Origin of the sequence: Tamaricihabitans halophyticus (assembly GCF_004340875.1) — a bacterium.
Taxonomy (GTDB): domain Bacteria; phylum Actinomycetota; class Actinomycetes; order Mycobacteriales; family Pseudonocardiaceae; genus Tamaricihabitans; species Tamaricihabitans halophyticus.
Genome location: NZ_SLXQ01000001.1, coordinates 1,067,119 through 1,093,244, shown reverse-complemented (window position 1 = coordinate 1,093,244; position 26,126 = coordinate 1,067,119). Strand labels below are relative to the sequence as shown.

Below are 26,126 nucleotides of genomic sequence, written 5' to 3'. Positions count from 1 at the left end.
CCACCGTGGGGATCACGTCGTGTAAACGTCATGTTTCTCGGCGTGATACCCCTTGGCGCCGACCTGCCTGGCCAGCTCGCTGCGCGGGTCATCGCCCAACCGGACGCAGTCCAGGACATGCCGGTAGTCGTACTTCGGACTCCAGCCGAGGTCGGTACGGGCACGTTCGTTGACGTAGACGCGATCCAGGCTGGGAAACATCTGCCAGCCGAGTCGCTGGTAGATATCCGGCTGGTCGGGGAAGTACCTGGCGACCACCTCGGGTGCCGTGCCGTGCAGCTCAGGTAGATCCGCGAGGCCGAACGGGGTCGTCGCGCTGACGATATAGCGACCGAAACCGATCCGTGGCGCCTGTGCCAACGCCACCAGATGCGCGTCCACCGCGTCCGCGATGTCCACCCGCCGGTAAAGGAACTCGTTGGCCTTGAGATTCGCGTCCGGGTAGATATTCCGGACGGCCGGGCGATCGTCGAGCTCCGGAAAGAAGCGCGAGGTGCGTAATACCAGTACCGGCAGCCCGTGGTCGCGGTGAAACAGCTCGCCGATGTCCTCGGCCGCGGTCTTGGTCGCCCCGTAGATGTTCTTCGGTACCGGCACGACGTCTTCGGTAATCCAGGTGGCTGGTGCGCCTTCGCCCGGGGTGAGTGCTCTGCCGAACGCGGTGGTGCTGCTGGTGAACACGAACCCGGAAACGCCTGCGGCGACAGCTGCTTCCAGCAAGGTCAACGTGCCCGTGATGTTCGTGTCCACAAAGGCCTGTCGGCTGTGCGAGCTCACATGCGGCTTGTGCAGCGTAGCGGTGTGCAGTACGCCGGTCACCCCAGCCATGCAGTCGCGGACGAACGCGGGATCGGCGATCGAACCGGTTGCCGTGGTGTACGGCGACTCCAGCAGGTCGATCCCGACGACGTCGCGCCCTTGGGCACGCAGCACGCGAACCAGTGCCTCGCCAAGATGGCCAGCGCTTCCAGTAACCAGAATTCGTTCGGTAGTCACGTATCGGCACTCTAGCTCGCATATCGGGCGAGCGCCGAACGATTACTTGCCTGGTCGGGTTCTACGGCGCTTTCTCGGTGAGCAGGCCGAGGTGCAGGGCGCGCAGCACGGCCCGGGTGCGATCCCGTACGCCGAGTTTGAGGAGCAGGCTGGATACGTGGTTTTTCACCGTGCCCTCCGCGAGGTGTAGCGCGTCCGCGATCTCCCGGTTCGCGTAGCCGCCGGCGAGCAGCCGCAGGATTTCCTGCTCGCGCTCGGTGAGCGGCTGCGCCTGCTGTTCCTCCGCTGTGTTTGGCGGCCGAAGTTGCCTGGTGGCCCTGAGCAAGCGTGCGGTGAGCGCGGGCTGTACCAGCGTGCCACCCTCGGCCAGCGTGCGGATCGCGCCGATCAGCTGGTCCAGCGTGACGTCCTTGAGCAGGTAGCCATGCGCGCCCGCGCGCACCGCGCCGAGCACCAGCTCGTCGTCATCGAACGTGGTGAGCACCAGGGTAGGCAGTTCGAGCTGCCGTTCGCGCAGCGCTTCCAGGGTGGCGATACCGTCCCTGCCCGGCATTTGCAGATCGAGCAGCAGCACATCCGGTGGGTCGGTGGCGATGATCTCCAGTGCCTCGTCGCCGTCGCCGGCCTCCGCGGCCACCACGACGTCCGTGGACAGTTCGAGCAGGCTGCGGATTCCCTGCCGCACCAGCGTCTGATCGTCCACAATGCACACTTTGATCACGGTGCGGGAACCTCCGCGTTGAGCTGGAATCCGGAGCGGGTGTCAAATCCTACCGTGCCATGCAGCGCTTCGATGCGTTCGGTGAGCCCGGTCAGACCGTTGCCGAGCCGCAGCAACACCGCGCCCTGACCGTCGTCCCGCGCGCTGAGCTTGAGCTCGCCGGCGGCCGAGCCATCGATCTCGATCCACAGGTTCCTCGCATCGGAATGGCGAATCGTGTTCGTCACGATCTCCTGTACACAGCGGATCAGCGTGGCGACGCGATCCTCGTCCGGCGACACGGTTTCCGCGATCGACAGATGGACCTTCGGGCGGGGCAGGTCCGCGGCGATACTGGCCAGCGCCTCGCGCAGATCCGGCGGGCGCTCGCGCAGCTCGCCAACGGCCGTGCGGACATCGGTCAGTAGATCCTTGGCGAGGCCGCGCGCCCGCTGCACGTGTTCACTGGCTGGCGGGGTGCTCTTATGCGCGGCCACCTCGAGTTCCAGCGCCAGCGCGGTGAGCTGGTGGCCAACCACATCGTGTAGCTCCCGCGCGATCCGCAGCCGTTCGGTAGACCGGCTGGATTCAGCGAGCAGCGCGGTGGCCGCGCGCAGCTCGGTGTTGGTCACCGCGAGCCGCTCCGATGCGGCGTTCGCGCGCAGCTCGTTGTAGACGGCCCACACCGAGCAGCCCTGCAGCATGGCGTAGATCATCCCGCCGAGTGCCGCTTCGCCGAACTGCGCGCCAACGAGCATAGCGGAGGCCAGCACCGCGACACTGTGCAGCACGAGCAGCGCCATGGTCGCCCGTACCGAGACCACATGCGCGGCGGCCGCCGTGGTGAACACCAGCAGGATCGCCGTCCAGCCCGCACTCGGGGCGAGGAACACCACGGCCATCGCGGTCGCGCTCAGCGCACCGACCAGCGGGAGTGGCTTGGCCCACGAGTGTTCGTTCAGCACGAAGGTAGCGAGCAGGATCACCAGGTAGCCGACGTAGGCGAGCCACCACAGCCAGTTCGGGCCGACGGTGAGGTCGCCACCGTCCAGCTGGTTCAGCAGCACGGGAACGCCGACGAGCAGGTAGACCGCGAACAAGCTCGTAAGTCCCCAACGTTCCAAACGCGACATAGCGACAGCCTACGTGTCCCTGCTTACTGGCTACCCGTGCCGGAAGTCATGGGTGCGAGTCATGACTTCCGGCACCCGACATGGCGCCGTGCGCTCACTAGCGTTGGCCGTACTGGGGACATCGCAGGTGCAGGAGGGATCTATGGCGGTACTCGAAGTCGACGGCTTGCGCAAGCAGTACGACGACACGGTGGTTGTGGATGACGTCAGTTTCGACGTTGCGCAAGGGGAGATCTTCGGCATCCTTGGGCCGAACGGCGCGGGTAAGACGACCACGGTGGAATGCCTGGAAGGCTTGCGGGTTCCCGATGCTGGACACGTTCGGGTGCTCGGCTTGGACCCGCACCGGGAGCGCGCCAAGCTACGCCAGGTGCTCGGCGTCCAGCTGCAAAAGGGGATGCTGCCGGAGAAGTTGCGGGTGCGCGAGGCGCTTGCGCTGTACCGGTCGTTCTACCGGGACGGTGCCGATATCGATCGGCTGCTGGACGATCTGCGGTTGACCGAGAAGCGAAACACCGCGTTCGAAGACCTTTCTGGTGGGCAGGCGCAGCGGTTGGCGATCGCGCTCGCGCTGGTCGGCAAACCGCGCATCGCCATCCTCGACGAGCTGACTACCGGGCTGGACCCGAGGGCACGGGAGGACACCTGGGAGCTGATCGAGCAGATCAGGGCGACCGGGGTGACGGTGTTGCTGGTTACCCACTTCATGGCCGAGGCACAGCGGCTATGTGACCGGATCGCGATTCTCGATCGCGGCAAGGTGGTCGCGCTGGATACCCCGGGTGGGCTGATCGCCGCCGCCGGTGCGCAGCAGCGCGTGCGCTTCCGGACCAGCGAGTCGTTCGACACGGCGGTGCTCGAGCGGCTGGGCGAGGTGTCCGAGGTGCGCGCCGAGCGGGGCGAGATGGTGGTTTTCGGCACCGGTGACCTGCTCCGCGTGGTGAGCACCGAACTGGCCAACCACGGTATCGCCGCGACCGAGACGCGGGTCGAACACGCCACATTGGACGACGCGTTTCTCGCGTTCACCGGGCGCGCGATGGATGCCCACGAGAATGTCTAAAGGGGATAGCACAATGCAGATCGAAGCAGCAAGGCCCGGTTTGCGATCCTGGGCGATGATGGTCGGCACCGAGGGGAAGCTCGTGGCACGGGATACCGCGGGGCTGATCGTGCCGCTCGGGTTGCCGATGCTGATCATGGTGATGAACGGGCTCGGTGCTGATGGCGAGGGTGTGCCGGCGTTCAACGGCCTACCGCCGCTCGATGCCTACGTCGTCCCCCTCACGCTGGTGATGATGATCGCCGTGATCGGCGTGGTGAACATGCCGTCTTTCCTCGCCGCGTACCGCAAGACGGGAGTGCTGCGACGGCTGGCGGTGACTCCGGCGCATCCGATCCAGGTCCTGGTCGCGCAGGTCGTGGTGAGCATGATCCAGGCGATCTGCGGTCTGATCATGGCACTGGTGCTGGCAAGGGCGGCCTTTGATGTGTCGATGCCGCGCAATATCCTCGGTGCGATCGGGGTGTTCTTGCTGATCTCCGTCGCGATGTACGCGCTCGGCATGCTGGTCGCGGCGATCGCGCCGACGACCAACTCGGCCGTCGCGATTGGACTCGTGCTGTTCTTCGCGCTGCTGGCGCTCGGCGGCGGCTTCGGTGGACGGGACGCGTTGCCGGACGCACTGGCGACCGTGGGTGAATACCTGCCGTACGGCGCCGGAGTGGAGGCGTTGAGCGCCACCTGGATGGGGGTGGCACCGGATGCGCTGCATCTTGGGGTGCTCGCTGGTACGACGCTGCTCGCCGGTGCACTCGCCGCGAAGCTGTTCCGCTGGACGTGAGCACTCCCCGTGATCGCGTTCTTTAGCGGGGTCAGCCGAGGTAGATCCCGCCGTTGATGTTGAGGGTATGGCCGGTCACGAAGGCTGCTTCCGGGGAGATCAGGTACCGCACTGCGGCGGCGATCTCCCCGGGAGCACCAGGTCGGCCGACCGGGATGTGCTTGCTCTGGTGATGGGCGGGCACCTCGGCGCGAGTTGTGTCGATCAACCCGGGGGAGACGGCGTTCACCGTGACGCCGTGTTCGGCGTACTCGGAGGCCAGCGCCTTGGTCAGACCGATCAACCCGGCCTTGGCGGTCACCACATGCGCGCGCCGCGCCGCGCCGCTCTGGCCGGTGACTCCGGCGATGTTCACGATCCGACCACCGCCGGCTTCCCGCATGCCAGGTAGCACCGCGGCGCTACCGTGAAACGCGCCATCCAGCACGATATCCAGGATCTCTCGCCACTCCTGCTCGGTAATCTGCTCGAACGGGGTTTCCCTGCGTACCGCCGCGTTGTTCACCAGCACGTCGATCTGGCCGAACCGGTCCCGCACCTCGGCGATCGCGGCGTGCACCGCGGCACCATCGCGAACATCAACGAGTCCAGTATGGACATCAACGCCCTGGCTTCGTGCCTCTTCGGCGACCTCATCCAGCGCTTGCTGATCCTTCCTGGCGAGCAGTCCGAGATGGTAGCCGTCGACGGCAAGGGCCAATGCGATCGCCCTACCGATATTCCGGCTGGCTCCGGTAATGATCGCGACGCCACGAGCCTGCATCAGTTTCTCCCTTGGTCGAACCGGTTGAACACGTTGATCCACAGCGGTATCAGCAGGTTTACCAGTACCTGCCGACCGGTCTGCGCGGCAAGCACCAGCGCGAGTTCACCGCCGGTCGCGGCGGCGATCATCGCCATCTCTGGCGCCCCGCCAGGTGCGACCATCAGCAAGGTGGTCAGGAACGGCCACGGTCCGATCGCGGCCAGCCCCAGTGCGATGCCGATGGCAAGGGCGCAACTGGCCAGCACGCCGACGATCCCGCCGGAGAGTGCGGCCGCACTGCCCCAGTAGCGCTGCGCCAGGTACTCGCCAACAGTCAGGCCGAGCAGGCCCTGACCGATGATCTCCTGCAGGAATGGGGCGGTGAGCAGGTCCGCGTCTACGCCGAGCGCGCGCAAGCCGAGCGCGAGCCCGCAACCGAACAGTAGCGGGCCGAGCAGTGTGGGGACCGGAATCCGCAGCTTGCCGGCGAGCCAGGCGGCGCAAACCGCGCCGAGCAACAGACCGGCCACATAGCCCCAGCCGGGCAGGCCGGCAGGCAGCAGCGCGTTGCCAGCGCGCTCGCCAGTCGTTGAACTGTCCGAAGTGGACCATATTTCGTGCGCAACCAGGACGAGCGCGACGACCAGGGTCATCCGGAAGGACTGCACGATCGCCACCAGTCCGACTGGCTTGCCGTATTCGGCCGCGACGGCGGGCATGATGCCGATTCCGCCCGGCAGGGTGGCCATGCCCGCGGTGACCCCGTCGACCGGACTCGCCGCGTAGTACACCCGGGCAACCAGAATCGAGCAGAGCAGTACGGCGAGCACCGCCGTGCCGAGCAGGACGAGCTGACCAGCCGAGATGTGCAGTGTTTGGCTCGCGATACTTGGGCCGATCGCGGCACCGACCAGAACCTGACCGCTTTTCCGGGCGCCGGGGCTCGGCGCGGCAGGCCTCCCTCGGGCGAGTGCGATCCGGCAGGCAAGCCAGCCACCGAACACGCCGCCGAGTAGCCAGATCACCTCTTGGCCGGTCACCGCGAACAGCGCGCCGCCGGAAATCCCAGCGATCAACAGTTCGATAGCGAACAACGATCGACCCCTGGCGCCAGCGTCTGCCGCGCGCGGAGTACCCCCTGCCACTTTCAACATATAGCGCACCCCTGGGCTTGCGGCAAGACCCGGGTCCTGTCGGAAGATAACCGGCCTACGGAAACGGGGGTGCGAAGAAATGCGAGTACTACTGTCCACTTGGGGCTCGCGCGGCGACGTGGAACCGCTTGCCGGGCTCGCGCTGGGAATCCGTGAACTCGGCGCACAGGTACGGGTATGCGCGCCGCCGGATGCGGAGTTCGCGGCACTGTTCACCGAACTCGGGATACCTTTTGTGCCACTCGGACCGGCGGTGCGTTCGGTGACGGCAGGCAAGACGCGGCCGACCACACAGGACGCGTTCCGGCTGGCCGCGGAACTGGTCGCGGCACGATTCAGCACGCTCGGCGCCGCGGCAGCGGACTGCGATGTGCTGCTGGCGACCGGGTTGATGCCGGCGGGGGCACGGTCGGTCGCGGAGAAACTGGGTATCCGCTACGTGTTCGCCTGCTTCCACCCGTTCGGCCTGCCGTCCCGGCATTTCCGCCCCGGCGAGCGACCGGGTCAGCCACTGCCAGCTGGTGAGACCGACCCGAAGGTGCTGTGGGATCACGACGCCAGGCGGGTCAACGACCTGTACCGGGATGCGCTGAACAGCCACCGGACGGCGATCGGTCTGCCAGCAGTCGAGAATGTACGGGATTACGTCTTTGGCGATGGGGCTTTTGGTGACCGGGCTCTTGCGGACGGGGCTCTTGCGGACGGGGCTCTTGGTGACCGGCCGTTGCTGGCCGCCGACCCGATCCTCGGCTCTTGGCAGGACAGCACCGAACTGGACCTGGTGCAAACCGGTGCCTGGATCCGGCCGGACGAGCGCCCGTTGCCGCCCGAGCTGGTGGAGTTCCTTGACGCCGGCGACCCACCGGTTTACGTGGGCTTCGGCAGTATGGCGATGCGTTCCTCGCCCGATCTCGCCGGTGTGGCGATCGAGGCGGCCCGCGCGCACGGCCGTCGCCTGGTGCTGGCGCGCGGTTGGGCCGAGCTGGCACCGTCCGACGCGAAAGCCGACTGTTTCGTGGTCGGCGAGGTCAACCAGCAGGCACTGTTCCCGCGCGCCGCGGCGGTGGTGCACCACGGCGGCGCGGGCACCACCACGACGGCGGCGCTGGCCGGCGCGCCCCAGGTGGTGCTTCCGCAGATAGCCGACCAGCCGCACTGGGCGCGGCGAGTGGCCGAACTGGGGATTGGCGCGGCGCATCCTGGCCAGCCGTCAACGGTCGAGTCACTGTCCCGCGAACTGCGTACGGCCCTTGACCCGGAAACGCGTGTCCAGGCAAGGGCCGTAGCAGGTTGGATGTCCACGGATGGGGCGGCGGTGGCCGCCCGACTGCTCGTGCGGTGACTACTTACCGGCCTGTAGCGCCTCCCAGGTGGATTTGCCGACAATGCCGTCGGCGTCCAGGCCCTGCTTGGACTGGTACTCCTTGACCGCTTCGGCGGTCTTCGAGCCGAACTGGCGGTCCGTGTCGATCCCGGCGGAGATGGCCGCGTTCAGGGCGCGCTGCACGCGGCCCACCGCTTCGCCGCTGGCGCCGCTACCCACCTGTGGCGTGTCACCGAAGGACAGCAGCGCGGTCCAGGTCTTCGAATCGACCTTGCCGGTGGCATCCAGGCCGACCTGCTCCTGGAACTTGGTCACCGCGTCCGCGGTCGCCTTGTCGTACTCGCCACTCGGTGCCTCCTGGCCGTCGTCGGCACCAGCCGTACGCAGGAGGCACTGTGCCGCCCGTACCTTGTTGCCGTTCGCGCCGTCACTCAACTCGTCGTAGTTGGTGAAGCCAAGCTGGGCGCTGATGCAGCCGATCCGGCCGGCGACCAGGTCCGCGGCCGCTTCCTCACCCTTGGCCACCGCATCCGCGTTGTCCTCGATGGGGCTCGATTCCACCCGGGGGAAGGCGATGTAGTCGACGACCTTGCCGGCGACGCCGCCGCTGGCCGGGTCGGGGTCGATGCCAAGGGCTTCCGCCAGGGCGTAGGAGCCCTCGCCGATCGCGTCATCCGGACCGCGATCGCCGACCACGGCGTAGGCGACCTTGTCCTTGTACACCGCGGCGACCACGGTGCCGCCGGTGATCTCCGAGTCGGCGTGGTCCCAGATCGAGCTGCTGATCGGCACGACAACGAACGGTAGTTTCTCCGCGTTCAGCGGTTTCCCGTCCGACTGCGGCCATGCGGTGCCTTCCTGCCACCACGGATCGGTTGAGCTGTTGCATTTGTCGGTGGCCTGGCCGTCGCAGACGATGGTCATCCCGGAGCGCCAGTGCACCGCGTTTCCGGTGGCGCAAATGGGAATCGTGCGCTCCTGGCCGGAGCGTTCGGCGTACTTGCCGTTGGATACCTGTTCCGTGCAGTCGGCAACCGCGTCGCTCAGCTCGCTTGCGCTTGGCGGTGCGGCACTACTCGAACTTGCGGTTGGTTGCGGGGTTGGTGCGGCAGCGGCGGTGCCCGCCTGCGGCCCGGTGAACGCGGCCACCGCGCCGGCGAGTAGTACGCCGGCGGCCAGTCCGGCCAGCGCTTTACGCATGAGCTCCCCTGCCTTTCGTTCGTTGCGGCTGGTTGTCGTGCCCAATGGGCTATAAGTACCGCAAGAAATCGGCAAAGTCTCGACAGGATTGGAAAATAAGCACCATTGCGGAGCTCGTTGACCGCTGGTTTGGAAATTATCTGGGCTGACCGGCCGTCAGCGGTCTGGCTGGGGCAGTCGTCGAGCCGGCCGCGCGTGACCAATGCCGCGTCTGCGCCAATGCCTTGCTGACGTCCTGGCTGTGCCAGCGCAGGGAAAGTTCATCGACGATGCGCTGGGCCCGCGACAGCGCCGCTTCGGCCTCGGCGAGACACCCGGTACGCACCCGCAGCGCACCGATACTGCGCAGGGTGTAGGCCTGGCCGCGGCGATCGCGCAGCGCCTCGAAGATCTCCCAACCGCGGGAGAGCGCTTCGTCGGCCTCCGGGTACTCGTGTAGCTGGGCGTGCAGATCACCGAGGCTGCGCAGCGAGTACGCGGTCGCGTGCCGATGCCCGTGTTCGGTGAACAGCTCGAGCGAGCGGGTCAGGTTTTCCCGTGCGGCGGCGATATCCCCGGTGAATCGCTGTAGTTCACCGAGGCTGCGCAGGACGTGCGCCTCCCAGTGCCGGTCACCGGTGGCGCGGGCGTCGGCAAGCGCGCGATGCAGCAGCTCGGCCGCATCGTCGCCACGCCCGACCCGGCGCAACATATCCGCGTGCCGTTTCCGGATCGCGATCGTGGCTCGCTGGTCGTGCGCGGCGCTCGCCAGCCGCAGCGCGGTGGTGAAACAGGCCTCCGCGGAGTCGAATTCGCAGGCATCGGAGAGCAGGCCGGCCATCCCGTCCAGCGCGGTCGCATGCGCGCAGTTGTCCCCTGCTTCCTCGGCGGCCTTGATCGCTCGCTGCAGGCGTTCCCGTGCTTCGCCGACCCGCCCGGTCTCGGCGAGCACATCGGCTTCGAGCGCAAGGGTACGGGCAAGCTCGCCGGGTTGGTCGAGGTCCTGGAACCGGCGCGCGGCCGTGGTCAGGTAGCGCACCGCGCTCGGCGTCTTCAGCTGGTTCCAGTGTCGTTCGCCGAGCCTGCGTAGGCTGACCGCTTCGGCGTGCGCGTCCGCGCGATGCCGTGCGGCCCAGAGCGCGAGCACGGTCAGGTTGCGCGAGTCGGCCGAACCGGGGCAGACGTTGGCGAGTTCGGCAACCGCGTTGGCAAGTTGCCAGCCCAGCTGCCACCACTCGCGGCGCAGTGCGGCGCGGACCACGGCGAGCACATTGCCGCCCTCGGTGGTCCACCACTGCGCGGGATCGTGGATCTGGTGCGCCTGCCTTGCGGTGGCCAGGTAGTGCTCGATGAGCCGGCGCAGCCCCGCGTCCAGTTCCGCGGTGTCCCTGCTTGCCTGTTCGGCGGCGAATTCGGCGATCAGATCGTGCAGGTTGTAGCGCACCTGGCCGTGCGCGTCCCTGCCGGCGACGTTGAGCAGTTGGGCGTCGACCAGTGCCTCGGTCGCCTCCGCGCCTGCCGCGTCGTCCAGTCCGAGTAGGACGGCAACGGTGGTTCGGGTGATCGAAGGCAGGTGTAGTCCACCGAGGTGGCGCAGCGTCGCGCGGGTGGGTTCGGCGCATTCGGTGTAGCTGAGCTCGATGGTGGCGTACACGTCGAGATCGCCGGCGCGTAGCTCGGCAAGCTGGGAACGGGCCGCGCGGATCCTGGCGAGCAGTTCGCTGAGGGTTTCGTGCGGGCGGGCGGCGAGCTTGGCCCCGACGATGCGGACCGCGAGCGGTAGGCCAGCGCAGCGGGCGAGTAATTGGCTGGCCGCGACGGGTTCGGCGGCGAGCCGTCCTTCACCGACGATATTCGCGAGTAGCTGGCTGGCTTCGGGTTCCGCGAAGGCGTCGACCTGGATCGAGCTCGCGCCGGAAAGGCCGAGGATGCGCCGGCGGGAGGTCACCAGTACGCCGCAGGCATTGCCGGATGGCAGCAGCGCGCGGATCTGTGCCTCGTCCCGCGCGTCATCCAGCAGGATCAGCAGCTGGGTATCGGCGGTACGGCTGAGCCACAGCTGTCGCCGTTCCACGAAATCGTGTGGGATCGCCTCCGCGCTGATGCCGATGGCGAGCAGGAAGCGGCGCAGTACCTCGGACGGCTTGCCTGGCTCGGTGGCCAGTTCCGCGACCAGCTGACCGTCCGGGAACTCGTGCCGGAGGTGGTGTGCGGCCTGGATCGCCGCGGTGCTCTTGCCGACGCCGCCCGGCCCGCTCAGCGCCACGATTCGCGGGCCGGGACCGGTGAGTTCGGTATGGATGCGGGCGAGTAGCTGCTCCCGACCGGTGAAGTCGGCTAGCCGCGCGGGCACCTGGGCCGGCGCGGAATGTTCCGGGGTGAGGCTCGCCAGCGGGGTGGACTCCGCGCGGAGCCGTTCCGCCGCGGTGTGCAGTCGCCGGCCGATCGGCAGGTCAGCGGCGCGTAGCGCGCTTCGGGTGGCGTCAAGGGTTTCGCGTGCCGCGCGGCTGCGCCCTGCGGCAACCAGCGCCTCGATCAGCAGTGCGGCGAAGTTTTCCTGGGTCGCGTCCTGGTTCAGCCGTTCGGTGAGACCACTGATCGCGTAGTTCAGGTCACCTCGGGCGATATCGGCGGCGAACAGGCTTTCCTCGGCGGTGATCCGGCGCTGTTCGAGCATGCTCGCGTAGCTGAGCAGCACGGGCCCGTCGCCGACGTCCTGTAGCGCTGGGCCGCGCCAGAGTTCGAGCGCGGCGTGCAGCTGTGTGCTCGCGGTTTCCGGGTCGCCGGCGGAGGCCGCGGCTTCGCCGGCATCGGCCAGCCGGAGGAATTCCGTGGCGTCGAGTTCACCCTCGGTGACGTGCAGGGTGTAGCAGCCGTGCCGGGTGCGCAGTACGTGTGCGGAGGACCGGGCAGGCAGGTCCGGGCAGAGTAGTTTGCGCAGCGTGGAGACCCTGCCCTGGAGCACGGCGGCGCTGGACTCGGGTTTACTGCCGCGCCAGAGTTCACCGGCGATGGTCTGGGTGGTGACTGGCTGGTTGGCCTGGCTGAGCAGGACGGCAAGTACCGTGCGCACCTGTCTGGGGTCGACGGGCGCGCCGTCGACGAGCATGGAGCCGAGGATGCTGTACCGCACGGGGCCCGTCACCTGCTGTTGCTGAGTATCCGATTACTCCGTTGCGCGGGGTTTGCTCGCGCATTCGGGTCAGCATCGTGTTTCTTGGCGCAGAAATCAAGATCTGGTGACTAATCGATTGACTAGTTCGAAAAGGATTCACACGATCATGGCGAGTTGGTTGGTTCGCTGACCTGGCACTGTTGCCAAGTTCGGCCGTGTTGGTGGAGGTGGGGAGCGGACCCGGATACTAGCTCTTCGTGACACTTGACGAGCTGCGCAATCGCTTGCGGGACTTTGCCGATGCGCGAGACTGGGAGCAGTACCACACGCCGAAGAACCTGGCGATGGCGCTTTCCGGGGAGGTCGGCGAACTGATCGCGTTGTTTCAGTGGCTGACCCCGGAGGAGTCGGCGGCGGCGTTGGACGATCCGAAGCTGGCCGCGGAGATTCACGATGAGTTGGCCGACGTGACGCTGTACCTGGTGCGGCTGGCGGACATGCTCGGGGTGGACTTGTTGGCCGCGGCCAACGCGAAGATCGACCGCAACGAGCACCGGTTTCCGGCCCGTTAGCTCGCTCAACCCCAGAAGGCTCAACCCCAGAAGACGCCGTCCGGGTTGCGGTCGATCTCGTCGAGTAGCGGCGCGATCGTTTCGTCGCGTGGCCCGCCGGAGAGGTTGCGCCACCGGCCGTTGCGGTCGGCCCAGTGCAGCGACCAGTTACCGTCCTCGGCGAGGCGCAGCTGGGCGACTTTCTGCTCGGACCAGTCCTCGCCGAGCTCGGCGGTGGCTGGCGCACGCTGTTCCACGATCGTGATCGAGTTCCCGCGCCTTTTGCAGGTCACGCGCAGCTCCTCGCGCAGCCGGTCGGGCACGCGGTTGGTACACCACCGCTCAACCTGCTTCATGACGAGTTCCGGGATTCGGGTCATATCGCTCCATGCGCCGGCCTGGTTCCCGCTGACGGTATCTTGCCTGATCGAATTGTGCCGCCCGCCAGCCCGACCTCGCTAACCCTAAAGAACGCGCTCACGGAGCGTGCTCAGACTACGTCGAGCCGGACCGCTGACGGCGTGCGATTTCTTTGCGGGCCTCGCGCATCCTTGCCAACACCGTGTCGAGGTCCTCGTCGTCGTCGGTCGCCGTCGCCTCCAGCGCGGCGTACTGAGCCGCACGTCGATCCTCATCCGACGGTCGGCGTTCTGACGCGGTCATCACGAAGCCTCCCTCGGTCGCAAGATCCCTAAAGATTGTGGTTTGGCGAAGCACGGCAGCCCACTAGCCGACCTCGCTAACCTTAAAGAACGCGGTCACGGAGTGATCCGGTCGAGGTGATCACCGAACTGCTCGCGCTCCCGCGACACGGCAGCCCCGGCGCGCCGACCCGTGGGCTAACCGTGCCAAGCGGCCTCTGGCTCCCCGTCGTTAACGTGATCTTCTATGCGGCCAGCGAGTTTGACGAGCGGTTTGATCGGGGCGAGGACGTCACCTCGGCTCTTCACCTTGCCCAGATTCGTCGCCCTGACGAGGAGGAACGTCGGGAGAACGTCGACTTTCGGCGATTGGAAGATAGCGACGCTGGCAAGTCGGAGTCTTCGGTGCGCATTGATACTTAACTTCCGATGGGCGGTTCTAATGACACCTAACGCCGCTTAAGTTTCATTACGCTGAGTGACGGTTGATCGCGTACTGTAACGACAAGATCCTTAAGAAGGCGGTCTCGGTAGCCAGCGGTAGCTGAGAACCTTCCGCGAATCCACTACCAACGAGAACTTGTGCTTGTCGACTAACCTTGGGGTCGCGGCCCGACGGGCACCGAAGTCACGACTTCGTCGCTGCCCCCACCCGCACGTAGCAGACGTGCGTCCAGTGGGGGATCAAGGTGGCTCTTGTCCGGCAGAGTGCTGCCGCGCTACTCGCCGATGCCAGGGCAGGTCGATTGCACGAGGTGCTTGCCGAACAAGCCAGCATTCAGTTCGAATCGCGTGCCGGCGCTGCCGAAATCCGATCGTGGCAGCGCAGCCTGCCGGTGTTGCTCGCCGACCTCGTCGACGCTGGTCTTGGTCATGTGGAAGTGTTGCTGGAGCATAAACTCCCGCACAGTCCCAAACGGGTCGATGCGATTCTGTGCGGCACGCATCCGCGGCTCGGTGAGCCCGTCTATCTGCTCGTCGAACTGAAGCAGTGGTCGCGCGCCGAGCTGCTAGCCGCCGAGCTGGTTTCGCTTGACGCCTATGCCGAACCCGTGCTGCATCCGGTTTCCCAGGTACGCGGCTACTGCGATTACCTCGTTGACTCAACACCCGCGCTCGGTGACCGACCGCATGCCGTACACGGCATCGCCTACCTGCATAACGCCAGCCGAGCCGCGGTTTCGGCACTGACCCAGTACGAACCCGACCAGCGTGGCCAGCTGTTCACGATGGACGACAAGGCCGCGTTGATCGACCATCTGCGCACGGTGCTCGCTCCGGACAGCGGTAGGGACGAAGCCCGCAAAGCGGCCGAGGACCTGGTGAACTTCCAGCATTCGGTTTCGAAGCCGTTGATGACGCTGGCGGCGAAGGAGATGCAGGAACGCGAGCAGTTCGTGCTGCTCGACGAGCAACGGGTGGCTTATCACCTTGTACTTCAGGCCGTTGAGCGGGCAAGGGCAGCACGGACACAGACGGTCGTAATCGTGCTCGGTGGGCCAGGTTCGGGTAAGAGCGTGATCGCGCTGAACCTGCTCGGTGAGCTTTCCCGGCAGGGGCGCCCGGCACATCACGCCACCGGGTCGAGCGCCTTCACCAACACGATGCGCAAGATCGCCGGCCGGCGCGACAAGCGCGTGCAAACCCTGTTCAAGTATTTCAACAACTACATCGACTCCGAACCGCGCGAGTTGGACGTGCTGATCTGCGACGAGGCACACCGCATCCGCGAGACGAGCGTGAATCGCTACACCAAGCGCGAAGCCCGTGAGCGCGCTCGACCGCAGATCAACGAGTTGATCGATGTGGCCTGGGTTCCGGTTTTCTTGCTGGACGAGAATCAGACGGTGCGGCCAGGTGAAATGGGTTCCCGTGCGCAGATCGAGGCGGCCGCACAAGCGCTTGGCTGCCGCGTTGATGTGGTGCACCTCGCGGGCCGGTTCCGATGTGGAGGATCGGCTTCGTTCGACGGTTGGGTTGCCCGGTTGCTGGAGATCGACCGGCAGCCGCCGGTGCCCTGGGGCAAGATCGCCACGCCGTTGGATGAGGGATTCGCCGTGGCGACGGCGCGGTCGCCGGAACAGCTTGAGGCGTGGCTGCTGCGTCAGGCAGATGCGTTCGGTGGCACATCGCGGATCGCCGCTGGCTACTGCTGGCCCTGGAGCGATCCGGTGACCAGCGAGAACGGCAAGGTACTTGTCCCGGACGTGGAGATCGGTGCTTGGCGGCGGCCGTGGAATGCCAAGCCAGGCAAGCGGGTCTCCGACGCACCGGAGTCGTATTACTGGGCGTCCGACGAACGTGGTTTTGGCCAGGTCGGCTGCATCTACACGGCACAGGGCTTCGAGTACGACTGGGCAGGCGTGATCTTCGGCGACGACTTCGTGCGTAGGGACGGAACCTGGGTCGCGCGGCCGCAATACTCGCACGATCCGGCCGTGCGGAAGTCCGATGGTGCACAGTTCGCCAACCTGATCCGCAATACCTACAAGGTGTTGCTCACCAGGGGCATGCGCGGTGTCTGTTTGTACTCGACGGATCCGGAAACTCAGGAGTTCCTGGAGTCGATCGCCCTGCTACAGCAAGATCCTTAACGAAGGCTGTCGAGTGTGCGCCGGTGCGGTCGGTGGGGCTGACCAGGTTCTTGGTGCGTCGCTAGCGGCTCGCCGAGTGCTGTGTGTAGGCCAGCTGGTAGTTACCCGACCGTTCGGTCACGGTCACCGACTGCGCGGCGGCCGCGAGTAGCAGCAGCGTCCCGATGTTCTCGCCGAGCTCTTCAGCGTGGTACGTCAGCACGTACAGTGGCCCGCTTTCGCCGACCGCGATGAGTACACCCTGTAGCACCTCGCCACCCAGCGCGGAGGCGAGCAGCACCGCACAGCCAAGCACGATGCACCACCGCGCCGCACCTCGTAGTCGCACGGCCAGCACCGCGAAAGCGATCGCGATCAGTGCCCCCGCGAATACCCCGGGGATCAGCCAGTAGAACGGGAAACCATCGAAGGTCACGAACCGCTCGCCGATCCGGTCCAACCGTTCGTGCAACATCGTGTGGTCATCCAGAGACAGCGCGCCGAGCAGTACCGCGCTGCCGAACCACGCCCATGCGCTTGGCGCCCGTCGAGCCCGCGCGAGCACCGCGACGACGAGATGCGTGAGCGTGGCCAAGACCAGCAGCCCGGTGCTCCACCAAGTGGGCAGATTGGCTTCCTCGAAGACGTCGACATAGCGGCGGATCTCGCCGCGTTCCGTAGTTAGTGGATGGTCGATCAGCGCGGGCACGGCCATGCTCAGCACGCTCAACGCCGCCGAAACGGTGAACAGGACCCATCCGGCCCGCCGGAAGCTGACCGCGCGATCCGCCGCGCTGTCGATACTGGCCGTGTGGTTGTTGTCCGTATCCTGCATACCTGTGCTCCCGCCGTCGCATTGGAATGGGCGAGGGCACGCATGTCCCAAAAATGAAAATAGTCTGAAGATCTCGGTCAGCAGAGTGCTTGGTACACGTCCTGGCGCAGCTGCTGGCGCAACGGATGCGTGCTGGACGGCAACAGCTGGGTGAAGAAAAGCACGGTCAAGTCTTCGGTGGGGTCCACCCAGAATGCCGTGCTCGCCGCGCCGCCCCAGGCAAACTCGCCTTTGCTGGCGAGGGTTTTCGCCTTCACTGGATCGCGCAGCACGGAGAATCCCAAGCCGAAGCCGAAACCATCGAACGGCATCTCGGCGAACAGCGGCCGGCCGAACTGTTCGAGATCCGCGTCGTTCGGCAGGTGGTTGCTCGTCATCAGTTCCACGGTGCGCGGCGCGAGCAACCGCACGCCGTCCAGTTCCCCACGACGCAACAGGAACTGGGTGAACCGGTGATAATCGGCCACAGTGGACGCGAGACCGGCACCGCCCTGCAAGCAGTCGGGGGTCAGGGTGATCGCCTCGCCCAGCTTGTCATTGCGCACGGCCTTACGGCTGCCCGGTCGTGGCACATACAGCGCGGCAAGGCGGTCCAGCGCTTCGCCAGTAACCTGAAAGCCCGTTTCGGTCATACCAAGCGGTGCGAAAATCCGCTCGGCGAAAAACCGGTCAAGCGGCATCCCCGAAGCCACTTCGACGAGCCTGCCCAGCACGTCCGTGGCCACCGAGTACGTCCACTCCGCACCCGGCTGAAACAGCAGCGGGAGTTCCGCCCAGGCCGCGCAGCAGGCCGCGAGATCCTTACCCGGCGGTGTGCTCCACTCGAACCCCGCCGCACGGTGCATCGCATCCACCGGATGCGCATGGTGAAACCCATAGGTCAGGCCGGCCGTATGGCTGAGCAGGTGCCACACCCTGATCGGCTCGCGCGCCGGTTCGGTCACCGGCCGCAGCGCCGAGCCCTTGGTGAACACGCGCATATCCGCGAACTCGGGCAACCAGCGCTCGATCGGATCGGTGAGGTCGAAGGCGCCCTCCTCGAACAACATCATCGCCGCGACCGACGTGATCGGCTTGGTCATCGAGAAGATCCGCCAGACGGTGTCCGACTCGACGGGCAGCCCCGCTTCCATGTCGCGCTGTCCACCACTGGCGAGATAGCAGACCTTGCCGTGCCTGCTGATCGCAGCCAGCCAGCCGGGCAGTAACCCGTCTGCCACGTACTGGTTGAACCGCTGGTCGATCCGGCCCAACCGTCGCGCGTCCAGGCCGTGCTCGCCGGGGTCCGCCGTCACCTCGAAATTCGCCACTGATCGCTCCTGCCGTCCGCGAGATCAGTTCATGTATATCGGCCAACAGTCGATCGCGCGAGCAGGTCGAGTGACCGCCATCCCCCGAATGGGTGGCGGATGAACAGGCCTTCCTTGACTGATCCCGCGAGCGGTAGTGCAGTGGAGGTACACCCGAGGGCAGTGTGCCGGTGCGGGCGGAGCGCCACGTCCGCCGCTGCCGACTGATTCGCCTACCGCCAGGAGACGCGGCAAAATGACTGAAACCGAGCGCATCACGACCACGGATGCTGGTATTCCGGTCGCCAGCGACGAATACTCGCTCACCGTCGGGCCGAACGGGCCGATCCTGCTGCAGGATCACTATCTGATCGAGCAAATGGCGAATTTCAACCGCGAGCGCATCGCGGAGCGCCAGCCGCACGCCAAGGGTGGGGGCGCGTTCGGCAAGTTCGTCGTCACGGCCGATGTAAGCTCGTACACCAAGGCGGCGGTGTTCCAGCCACGTGTCGAAACCGACATGATGATTCGGTTCTCCACCGTCGCAGGGGAACGCGGTAGCCCAGACACCTGGCGTGATCCTCGTGGTTTCGCGGTGAAGTTCTACACCAGCGAAGGCAACTACGACATGGTCGGCAACAACACTCCGGTCTTCTTCATTCGCGATCCGATGAAGTTCCAGCATTTCATCCGCTCGCAGAAACGGCGCGCCGACACGAACCTGCGGGACAACGATATGCAGTGGGACTTCTGGACGTTGTCCCCGGAGTCCGCGCACCAGGTGACCTGGCTGATGGGGGATCGAGGCATACCGAAAACCTGGCGGCATATGAACGGCTACTCCAGCCACACGTACATGTGGGTGAATGCCGCTGGCGAGAAGTTCTGGGTCAAATACCACTTCAAGACCGACCAGGGCATCGATTACCTTACCCAGCAAGAAGCCGATCAGATTGCCGGCCAGGACGGCGATTACCACACCAGGGATCTGCATAGCGCGATTCACGGCGGTGACTATCCAAGCTGGACACTCTACGTGCAGATCATGCCGTTTGCCGATGCGGCGAGTTACCGGTTTAACCCGTTCGACCTCACCAAGGTCTGGCCGCACGCCGACTACCCGCTGCACGAGGTCGGCAGGATGACGTTGGACCGTAACCCGACCGACTTCCACACCGAGATAGAGCAGGCTGCCTTCGAGCCGAACAACCTGGTACCCGGTATCGGACCGAGCCCGGACAAGATGTTGCTCGCCAGGATCTTCTCCTACGCCGATGCGCATCGTGCCCGGCTTGGTGTGAACTACAAGCAGATTCCGGTTAACGAAGCGAAGATCCCGGTGCACAGTTACAGCAAGGATGGCGCGATGCGGATCCGGAATGTCGCTGATCCGGTCTATGCGCCCAACTCCAAGGGCGGACCGCGGGCCGATTCCGAGCGCTACGGCGAGGTGGCTGGTTGGCCCACCAGTGGCGAGATGGTGCACGCCGCGTATCAGCCGCACGCCGAGGACGACGACTTCGGGCAAGCCGGCACGCTGGTCCGTGAGGTGATGGACGACGCGGCCCGCGAGCGTCTAGTGTCCAATGTGGCTGGACACCTGGCTGGTGGTGTGACCGAACCGGTGCTCAAGCGTGCCTTTGACTACTGGCGCAATGTGGACAAAGACATCGGCGAGCGCATCGAGAAAGCCGTTCGCTCGCGTTAACCTCGCTAACCTTAAAGAACGCGGTTACGGCTGGTTGGTGGCGGCCAGGGCTGGATGGTCGATGCCGAGGTCGGCGCGGTCGGCGGCGTTCCGCCCTGCATGCCAACCGGACGGATCGCTCAGCGAGATGGTTTTTGGCTTGGGGTCGCCAAACATCTCATACAGCGTGGCGTCCACGACGCGCTCCCGGTCGGCCAGAACGGGCAGCAGCCGAGGGTCATCGGCCGCCTCCCGTGCCGCCGACTCGGCTTCGGCCAACCGTTCACCGATCCGGTGCGCGTAGGCGAACAGGAACGACCGTCGAAACGCACGGGTTCCGGATGGGGTTTCCGTGCGGCCTTCGGCCACCATCGCGGTCGTTGCCTGCACCAGCAGCGAGGTCGCCAGCAGCTCGGTGATCTCGAGGTCAAGATCATCGCCGATCAGCGAAAGGAAGCCCAGATTGCCGTGCTGCACGGCCCGGCACCGGTTGGCCTCGGCGACCACGTGGACCAGACTGGCCTTCGCGTCCAGGTACGGGTTGTCCAGCCACACGCGACTCGACGCCGCGGCGTGCTCGTGGCGCTCATCGTCGTCCTCGTCGAGCACGGCGCGTTCGAAGGCATACCGGTTCATCAGTTCCTGTGCCTTCGCTGACAACGCCTCGGCCTCTTCGGGGAACGTGGTGCGCTCCGCCTTGGCAAGTAGTGCACGCACTCGCCCGAGCACCTTCTGGTCGAGCCCGCGCGGCGGCTCGGCCCCGGAGCGCGGCAGATGGCCCGGCAGTGGGGCGATCACCGGTAGCTCGGGCAGTTCCAGCAGTTCGGCGAGTAGTTCGAGCACGGTACCGAGGGCATCGGGAAGATCCAGCCGCATTCGCCGGGCCCACTGGGTCAGCAGTGGCTCATCGCGATCCCACCACACGGTCGCGTCCAGTTCGGCGAGTTGAGTGCGCCACTGGTCTGGCAGGTTCGCCTGCGCGTACCGGGCAAGGTTGCCGGCGATCGCGTCGATGACCAGGCGAACCGCCGAATCGTCGGTGCGGCGTCGGGTGATCTGCCAGAGGTCTACCGGCAGCCAGCCGGCCTGCCACAACTCGTCGAGTGCCTGGTGTAGCGCGATATCCGCGCCGATACCGAGGGCACGCGGGCTGGTCAGAACTGGGTTCCACTCGAACTCGTCATCTGTGCGGGCCGCGTGCAGGATCGCCGCGGCGATCTGTTCGGTGTCGCCCACCCCGGTTCGCCTGCTCACTCGCCTCCCTTCGTTGACGCTGCTCGTCGTTGTACCAGTCGGCGCCGACATCCGGTGACGCCGTCAAGACTGCCTGGCCATCTCGCTCCTGGTGTGTACCGTCGCGGCGATACTCGCGGAAAGGAAACGCGCGACCGCTCTTCGTTCGGCGGAGTCGAACTGTGCCCATTCGCGGGATAACGCCGCACTGAGCGGAAGGAAGAACTGGCGCCCGAGGTCTTTAGCCTGTTCCCGCATCCGTAACTCCACTCGGCGGCCGTCGCTCCGGCTGCGCACTCGCTCGATCAGTTCGGCCGCGTCGAGTCGGTCAAGTAGTGCGGTCGTGGCCGAGGCGCTAAGGTGCAGCGCTTCGGCCAGCTCGCCAGGACTCATCGCCCGGTCAGTGGCCGCCGCGTCCATGATCACCGCTAGGGCGTTGAGGTCCGTTCGGTGCATGCCATGTGCCTCGCGGAAGATCTCCGCGAAATGATCAGACTCCACGGTTAGTTGGCGTAGTTTTCGCACTAACGCCTGATCGTCGTGGTCCAGCTGGTCGGAATCCGGCACAGGGCGCCGGTTGGCCGGTGTCACTTTCGTCTCACCCGTTAAAAGTTGCCGCGGTTGCGCGAACGAGCATACCGTTTCAATAGTTCAATCATCGAAATAGTTTAGATTGGACAGATGCCAACGTGACCGCATTAGGAAACAGTTCGCCCACTCGCCGAAGGCTTCGCTGGTTGGTGCCAGCGCTGCTACTGATCGGCTGGCTGGCCGTCGGCGCCGTCGGCGGTCCTTATGCCGGCGCGCTCAGCGAGGTGGCGGAAAACGACGGAGCATCGTTTCTGCCCGAATCGGCGGAAGCAACCGAGGTCGCCGGCCTACAGCGGCAGTTCAGCGGAGCCGAGCGAATTCCGGCGATCGTGGTCGCCGAACGGTCGACCGGGATCACGCCCGCGGATCGGGGCTACGTCGCTCAGTTCGTCGATGCGGCCGAGTCGATTCCTGGCATCCAACCGCCGTCCCCGGCGATTCCCTCGACGGACGGCAAGGCACTCCAGGTCGTTGTACCGCTGGCCGGCGAGCCGGACAGCGGGGTGGCGGAGCTTCGCGAGCTGGTCACCGACTCACCAGGTGGACTCACGGTGCTCGTTACGGGACCTGCCGCGCAGGCGGCGGATCTCGGCGAAGCCTTCGGCGGCATCGACGGCATGCTGCTGCTTGTGGCGGGAATCGCCGTAGCGGTGATCCTGGTGATCGTCTACCGCAGCCCGCTACTGCCCGTCCTGGTGATCCTGTCCGCGCTATGTGGGCTGGCGTTGGCGAGTGGTGTGGTGTATCTGCTCACCGACGGCGGCGTACTGACCCTGGATGGCCAGAGCCAGGGCATCCTGTTCATTCTCGTGTTCGGCGCCGCCACCGACTACGCACTGCTGCTCGTCTCCCGGTTCCGCGAGGAGCTACGCGACACCGCGGATCGCTATCCCGCGATGCGCCGGGCGTGGCGCGCGACGGTCGAACCGGTAGCGGCTTCGGCGGCGACCGTCATTCTTGGCGTGCTGTGCTTGCTGTTCAGTGATCTGCGGTCCAACCAGGGGCTGGGACCGGTGGCCGCGATCGGCATCGGTGCGGCGGTGCTCGCCTCGATGACGTTCCTACCAGCGGTTCTCGCGCTCTGTGGCCGAGCCGCGTTCTGGCCATTCAGGCCGGCATACGGCTCGGCGCATCCGGAACAACGGAGCATCTGGGGGCGGATCGCTGGGGCGGTTGGTCGAGCGCCACGCGCGGTGTGGATCGGTACGACGGTGGTGCTGCTTGTGGGCGCGGCATTCCTGCCGCAACTCAATGCCGAAGGGACGGCCCAGTCGGACGTGTTCCTCACCGAGGTTGACTCGGTCCGTGGGCAGCAGATCCTCGCTGAGCACTTTCCGGGTGGTTCCGGCACACCCACCATAGTGATTGCCGACGCCTCCGCGGCGGAACCGGTTCTGGCGGCCACGCGGCAGGTGCCCGGGGTATCCGGCGCGGAACTGACCTCCACTCGAGACGGAGAGCCTCGGGTGGAGGGGCGACTGGTGCAGATCGAAGCCACGCTCGATGCCGCGGCCGATACGGCAGCCGCAACCGAAACGGTCGCCGACATCCGGACCGCGGTCCGTGCCGTACCGGGGGCGGAAGCGAAGGTTGGCGGACAGAGCGCGACGCTGCTGGACACGCAGCAAACCTCGCAGCGTGATCGCGCGGTGATCATCCCGATTGTGTTGCTCGTGGTCTTTGCCGTACTCGCCCTACTGCTGCGGGCGCTGTTCGCGGCCCTGCTGCTGATTGGCACGGTGGTGCTCTCGTTCGCCGCCACCATGGGCGTGTCGGCGCTGGTGTTCAACCACATACTTGGGTTTCCCGGCGCGGATCCAGTGGTACCGCTATTCGGGTTCGTGTTCCTGGTGGCGCTCGGCATCGACTACAACATCTTTCTCATGACCCGGGTCCGTGACGAGACGAAGACGCTCGGCACCCGAGCCGGCACGTTACGGGGGCTTACCGTCACCGGCGGGGTGATCACCTCGGCAGGGGTGGTACTCGCCGCCACCTTCGCGGCACTCGCGGTGCTGCCAATCCTGTTTCTCGCCCAGCTCGCCTTCATCGTCGCGTTCGGCGTGCTGGTTGACACCTTGATCGTGCGTTCGCTGCTGGTTCCGGCACTGACCATCGATCTGGGCAAACGGGTGTGGTGGCCCTCGGCCCTGTCGCGTGCGGGCGGGCCTGGTGACCGGTTGGGCCGTGCGGGTGAGTAATCGGGCGAGTACTTTTCGCAACCGAGTTCGATCGGCACTATCGGGCCATGAGCGCGCTACCGGCCGCACCCGATGCGGAAGGACTCAGCCCGGCCGAACACGCCGTGTTCACGGCTCTGCGTGAGCAACTGCCCGAATCCGCGAGTTTGGTCACCAATCTGGTGCTGACCAGGGTCGACAAGGATCGGGAGGCCGACGCCGTGGTGGTCTGGCCGGGTGTCGGGGTGGCGATCATCGAGGTCAAGGGCGGTCAGATCGACTACGCCAACGGTCGCTGGGTGAACGTGATCGGGAAGAAGCGCAAGCCGATCAGCAACCCGGCTCGCCAGGCCCGCGAGTTCAAGTACGGCCTGCGGGGGACACTGCGGACGTTGCCCCGATGGTCGGGCGGCGATCCGCGGCTGGCACATCACGTGGCGGTGCCGTTCACGACCCTGCGGGACGATTTCGGCACCACGGAGTGCCCTCGCTACCTGATCTCCGATCAGCGGGATCTCGCTCGGCTCGGGGAACGAATCCGGGACCAGCTCCTTGCGCTGCGTGATCAGCCGGCGCCGCCCACCGAGGCGGAAGCCGCCCAACTGGTCGACGTACTGCGCGGTCCGCATCAACCGCAGATCGATCTGGCCGGCCAACTCGCGGCAAACGATGCACAGCGCAGCGAACAGTGCCGGCTTTACACCCTCCAGCAGGGACGGATGCTGGAAATGCTGCGCGAGCAGCCACGGGTGCAGGTCATGGGCGGGGCGGGAACCGGAAAGACCTTCCTCGCGGTCGCGCAGGCGAGCAGGTTCGCGCAGCAGGGCAAGCGGGTCGCGCTGCTCTGCTTCAACCGAGGACTGGCCGAGCTGCTGCGGCGCGAGGTCGCCGCACTGCCGCAAGGGCACCGACCAGCCCGCGTCGGCACCTTCCACAGCTTCGCGTACTGGCTTGGTGGCCGACCCGCCGGTGGTCACGAGCCGGGGCCGGAGTTTTACGAGCGGGAGGCCGCCAGGCTGATGGCGACAGGGGCGGCGGAGTTGTCCAACCGGGATCGGTTCGACGCGCTGGTGATCGACGAAGTACAGGATTTCGCACCGACCTGGTGGGAGCCGCTGCATGCGCTGCTACGTAATCCGGACCGGGGCAGCGTGATCGCTTTCGCGGACGAGGGGCAGCGGGTGTTCGATCGGGGCGCCATCCCCGAAGAGGGTTTCCTGACGCTACGACTCGACGAGAACGTGCGGAACAGCAAGCAGATCGCCCGCGCGTTTCAGCCCTATGGCGCGCAGCCGGTGACCCCGCGCGGGGTGGATGGCCCAGAGGTCCGGTTCGTGCGCTGCGCCGTGCGGGAAGCGGTGCCAACCGCGGACCGGATGCTCGCCGAACTACTGCGGGAAGGGTGGAAGCCGGCGGATGTGCTGGTACTGACGACTCGAGCCGCGCATCCGCAGCAGGCGCGCCGGATTGCCGAGCTCGGTAAGAACGGCTACCGGGATTCCTTTTGGGACGGTTCAAGCACGTTCTACGGGCACGTCAAGAGCGTCAAAGGCTTAGAACGCAAGGCCGTTGTACTGGCATTGAATGGTTTCCCCGATTCAGCGCAGGAACGCCAGCTACGCTACGTGGGTATGAGTAGGGCCACGGACCTACTTGTGGTCTGTGGCCCTGGCTGAGGGTGCTGCGGGTGGCTACCGTGTCCAGGTAACCGGGCTGTCGTAATACTCTTCGCTTTCCGGGGTCACGTGCTTGTACTCCGCCACCACGTCGGTGCCTTCGCTCGCGGCGTCCAGCTTGCAGCTTTCGAAGCTCTTGCCGAGCGTGGTCTCCATCGCGCCGCGTGCTTCCTCGCAACCGGCGAGCTGGCCGGTGACCATGGCGCCCTTGCTGCCACCATCCGCGCCGGCCAGGGCGACCTGCGGTGACTCGGCGGTGAGGTCGGTGCCGTCCACGTTCTCGACCTCGTAGCGGAGGAAGTAGGGCACGACGTTTTCGGCATCCTCGCCGAACCGCGCGCGGAACTCGTCCCGGTCGGCCTCTTCGATCGCGCTCACCGTGATGCCGACGTAGCGAATGGACTCGTCCATGGTCGTGAACGGCACGATCGCTTGTTCGCCGAGTTGCAGCTCGGCGCCGGGTTCGGTGATATCGAGTTCCGCCGGGTCGACTGGTTCGACACTCGTGGGCGGGGCCGACGCGTTAGCCTGTTCCGCGTTCGCCGAATCGCTACCTTCGGTTTCATTCCCACCGCAGCCGGCTATCAGAATGGTTGATACGGCACAGATTCCGAGCAGGGTGGTACGGATCTGGTTAATCGTGCTCTCCTGTCGATTCACGCGGATATTCCGTCCGCATT

Annotated in this window: 23 protein-coding genes; 9 read left to right on the top strand and 14 right to left on the bottom strand. The window is 66.1% G+C overall.

Features of this window, described 5'->3' with window-relative positions; genetic code table 11:
• Positions 1-12 precede the first annotated feature (12 nt).
• The 3 genes from EV191_RS05255 to EV191_RS05245 form a co-directional block, all read right to left on the bottom strand.
• Positions 13-996 carry an NAD-dependent epimerase/dehydratase family protein gene (locus tag EV191_RS05255; RefSeq protein ID WP_132875626.1) on the bottom strand — a complete coding sequence of 328 codons (984 nt, stop codon included), beginning with the start codon at positions 994-996 and terminating at the stop codon, positions 13-15.
• A gap of 61 nt (positions 997-1,057) precedes the next feature.
• Positions 1,058-1,699: a response regulator gene (locus tag EV191_RS05250; RefSeq protein ID WP_243658753.1), complete on the bottom strand. Its 642-nt coding sequence runs from the start codon at positions 1,697-1,699 to the stop codon at positions 1,058-1,060.
• A gap of 14 nt (positions 1,700-1,713) precedes the next feature.
• Positions 1,714-2,829 carry a sensor histidine kinase gene (locus EV191_RS05245; RefSeq protein WP_132875624.1) on the bottom strand — a complete coding sequence of 372 codons (1,116 nt, stop codon included), beginning with the start codon at positions 2,827-2,829 and terminating at the stop codon, positions 1,714-1,716.
• 142 nt (positions 2,830-2,971) lie between these two features.
• Here EV191_RS05245 and EV191_RS05240 point away from each other — a divergent pair, with 142 nt between their 5' ends.
• Positions 2,972-3,892: an ABC transporter ATP-binding protein gene (locus tag EV191_RS05240; RefSeq protein WP_132875623.1), complete on the top strand. Its 921-nt coding sequence runs from the start codon at positions 2,972-2,974 to the stop codon at positions 3,890-3,892.
• Between the two features lie 13 nt (positions 3,893-3,905).
• On the top strand, positions 3,906-4,673 hold the full coding sequence (locus tag EV191_RS05235) for an ABC transporter permease (protein WP_243658752.1): 768 nt from the start codon (positions 3,906-3,908) through the stop codon (positions 4,671-4,673).
• 31 nt (positions 4,674-4,704) lie between these two features.
• Here EV191_RS05235 and EV191_RS05230 read toward each other — a convergent pair whose 3' ends face one another.
• On the bottom strand, positions 4,705-5,436 hold the full coding sequence (locus EV191_RS05230; RefSeq protein WP_132875621.1) for an SDR family NAD(P)-dependent oxidoreductase: 732 nt from the start codon (positions 5,434-5,436) through the stop codon (positions 4,705-4,707).
• Positions 5,436-6,572 (bottom strand): AbrB family transcriptional regulator, encoded by a 1,137-nt coding sequence (locus tag EV191_RS05225; RefSeq protein WP_132875620.1) that lies wholly within the window; start codon positions 6,570-6,572, stop codon positions 5,436-5,438. The genes EV191_RS05230 and EV191_RS05225 overlap by 1 nt, the downstream gene beginning before the upstream one ends.
• Positions 6,573-6,651: 79 nt before the next feature.
• Between EV191_RS05225 and EV191_RS05220 the strand changes: the two genes are divergently transcribed.
• The gene (locus tag EV191_RS05220; protein ID WP_132875619.1) at positions 6,652-7,914 is read left to right on the top strand and encodes a glycosyltransferase; all 1,263 of its coding nucleotides are present in this window, start codon (positions 6,652-6,654) and stop codon (positions 7,912-7,914) included.
• Here EV191_RS05220 and EV191_RS05215 read toward each other — a convergent pair whose 3' ends face one another.
• Complete coding sequence (locus EV191_RS05215) at positions 7,915-9,096, bottom strand: peptidoglycan-binding protein (protein ID WP_132875618.1); 1,182 nt, start codon at positions 9,094-9,096, stop codon at positions 7,915-7,917. It abuts the gene before it with no gap.
• Positions 9,097-9,232: 136 nt separating this feature from the next.
• Entirely contained in the window at positions 9,233-12,208 is a 2,976-nt protein-coding gene (locus EV191_RS05210) for an AfsR/SARP family transcriptional regulator (protein ID WP_132875617.1), read from the bottom strand.
• Positions 12,209-12,447: 239 nt separating this feature from the next.
• On the opposite strand from EV191_RS05210, the gene EV191_RS05205 reads away from it, so the two are divergent.
• A complete protein-coding gene (locus EV191_RS05205) occupies positions 12,448-12,762 on the top strand; it encodes a nucleotide pyrophosphohydrolase (RefSeq protein ID WP_132875616.1) in 315 nt (104 codons plus the stop codon).
• A gap of 20 nt (positions 12,763-12,782) precedes the next feature.
• Here the strand turns inward: EV191_RS05205 and EV191_RS05200 are convergent, their stop codons facing one another.
• Complete coding sequence (locus EV191_RS05200; protein ID WP_132875615.1) at positions 12,783-13,121, bottom strand: DUF3024 domain-containing protein; 339 nt, start codon at positions 13,119-13,121, stop codon at positions 12,783-12,785.
• 115 nt (positions 13,122-13,236) lie between these two features.
• Complete coding sequence (locus EV191_RS05195; RefSeq protein ID WP_243658751.1) at positions 13,237-13,404, bottom strand: hypothetical protein; 168 nt, start codon at positions 13,402-13,404, stop codon at positions 13,237-13,239.
• A gap of 116 nt (positions 13,405-13,520) precedes the next feature.
• Here EV191_RS05195 and EV191_RS05190 point away from each other — a divergent pair, with 116 nt between their 5' ends.
• Together EV191_RS05190 and EV191_RS05185 are read left to right on the top strand one after the other, a co-directional pair.
• Positions 13,521-13,805, top strand: a complete 285-nt coding sequence (locus EV191_RS05190; protein WP_207894390.1) for a hypothetical protein — start codon at positions 13,521-13,523, stop codon at positions 13,803-13,805.
• 266 nt (positions 13,806-14,071) lie between these two features.
• Entirely contained in the window at positions 14,072-15,976 is a 1,905-nt protein-coding gene (locus EV191_RS05185) for a DUF2075 domain-containing protein (protein WP_132875614.1), read from the top strand.
• 61 nt (positions 15,977-16,037) lie between these two features.
• Here the strand turns inward: EV191_RS05185 and EV191_RS05180 are convergent, their stop codons facing one another.
• Together EV191_RS05180 and EV191_RS05175 are read right to left on the bottom strand one after the other, a co-directional pair.
• On the bottom strand, positions 16,038-16,790 hold the full coding sequence (locus EV191_RS05180; protein WP_243658750.1) for a hypothetical protein: 753 nt from the start codon (positions 16,788-16,790) through the stop codon (positions 16,038-16,040).
• Positions 16,791-16,867: 77 nt separating this feature from the next.
• Positions 16,868-18,100, bottom strand: coding sequence for a serine hydrolase domain-containing protein (locus EV191_RS05175; protein ID WP_132875613.1), 1,233 nt, complete (start codon positions 18,098-18,100; stop codon positions 16,868-16,870).
• A 235-nt stretch (positions 18,101-18,335) separates the two neighbouring features.
• Between EV191_RS05175 and EV191_RS05170 the strand changes: the two genes are divergently transcribed.
• Positions 18,336-19,787: a catalase gene (locus EV191_RS05170; protein ID WP_132875612.1), complete on the top strand. Its 1,452-nt coding sequence runs from the start codon at positions 18,336-18,338 to the stop codon at positions 19,785-19,787.
• A 24-nt stretch (positions 19,788-19,811) separates the two neighbouring features.
• Here the strand turns inward: EV191_RS05170 and EV191_RS05165 are convergent, their stop codons facing one another.
• Both EV191_RS05165 and EV191_RS05160 read right to left on the bottom strand, forming a co-directional pair.
• Positions 19,812-21,020 carry a DUF2786 domain-containing protein gene (locus tag EV191_RS05165; protein WP_165912824.1) on the bottom strand — a complete coding sequence of 403 codons (1,209 nt, stop codon included), beginning with the start codon at positions 21,018-21,020 and terminating at the stop codon, positions 19,812-19,814.
• Between the two features lie 63 nt (positions 21,021-21,083).
• A complete protein-coding gene (locus EV191_RS05160; protein ID WP_132875610.1) occupies positions 21,084-21,566 on the bottom strand; it encodes a MarR family winged helix-turn-helix transcriptional regulator in 483 nt (160 codons plus the stop codon).
• 173 nt (positions 21,567-21,739) lie between these two features.
• On the opposite strand from EV191_RS05160, the gene EV191_RS05155 reads away from it, so the two are divergent.
• Together EV191_RS05155 and EV191_RS05150 are read left to right on the top strand one after the other, a co-directional pair.
• Positions 21,740-23,791, top strand: coding sequence for an MMPL family transporter (locus EV191_RS05155; protein ID WP_243658749.1), 2,052 nt, complete (start codon positions 21,740-21,742; stop codon positions 23,789-23,791).
• 47 nt (positions 23,792-23,838) lie between these two features.
• Positions 23,839-25,446, top strand: coding sequence for a nuclease-related domain-containing DEAD/DEAH box helicase (locus EV191_RS05150; protein WP_132875608.1), 1,608 nt, complete (start codon positions 23,839-23,841; stop codon positions 25,444-25,446).
• Positions 25,447-25,461: 15 nt separating this feature from the next.
• On the opposite strand, the gene EV191_RS05145 is transcribed toward EV191_RS05150, so the two are convergent.
• Positions 25,462-26,106: a hypothetical protein gene (locus EV191_RS05145; RefSeq protein WP_132875607.1), complete on the bottom strand. Its 645-nt coding sequence runs from the start codon at positions 26,104-26,106 to the stop codon at positions 25,462-25,464.
• Positions 26,107-26,126 lie beyond the last annotated feature (20 nt).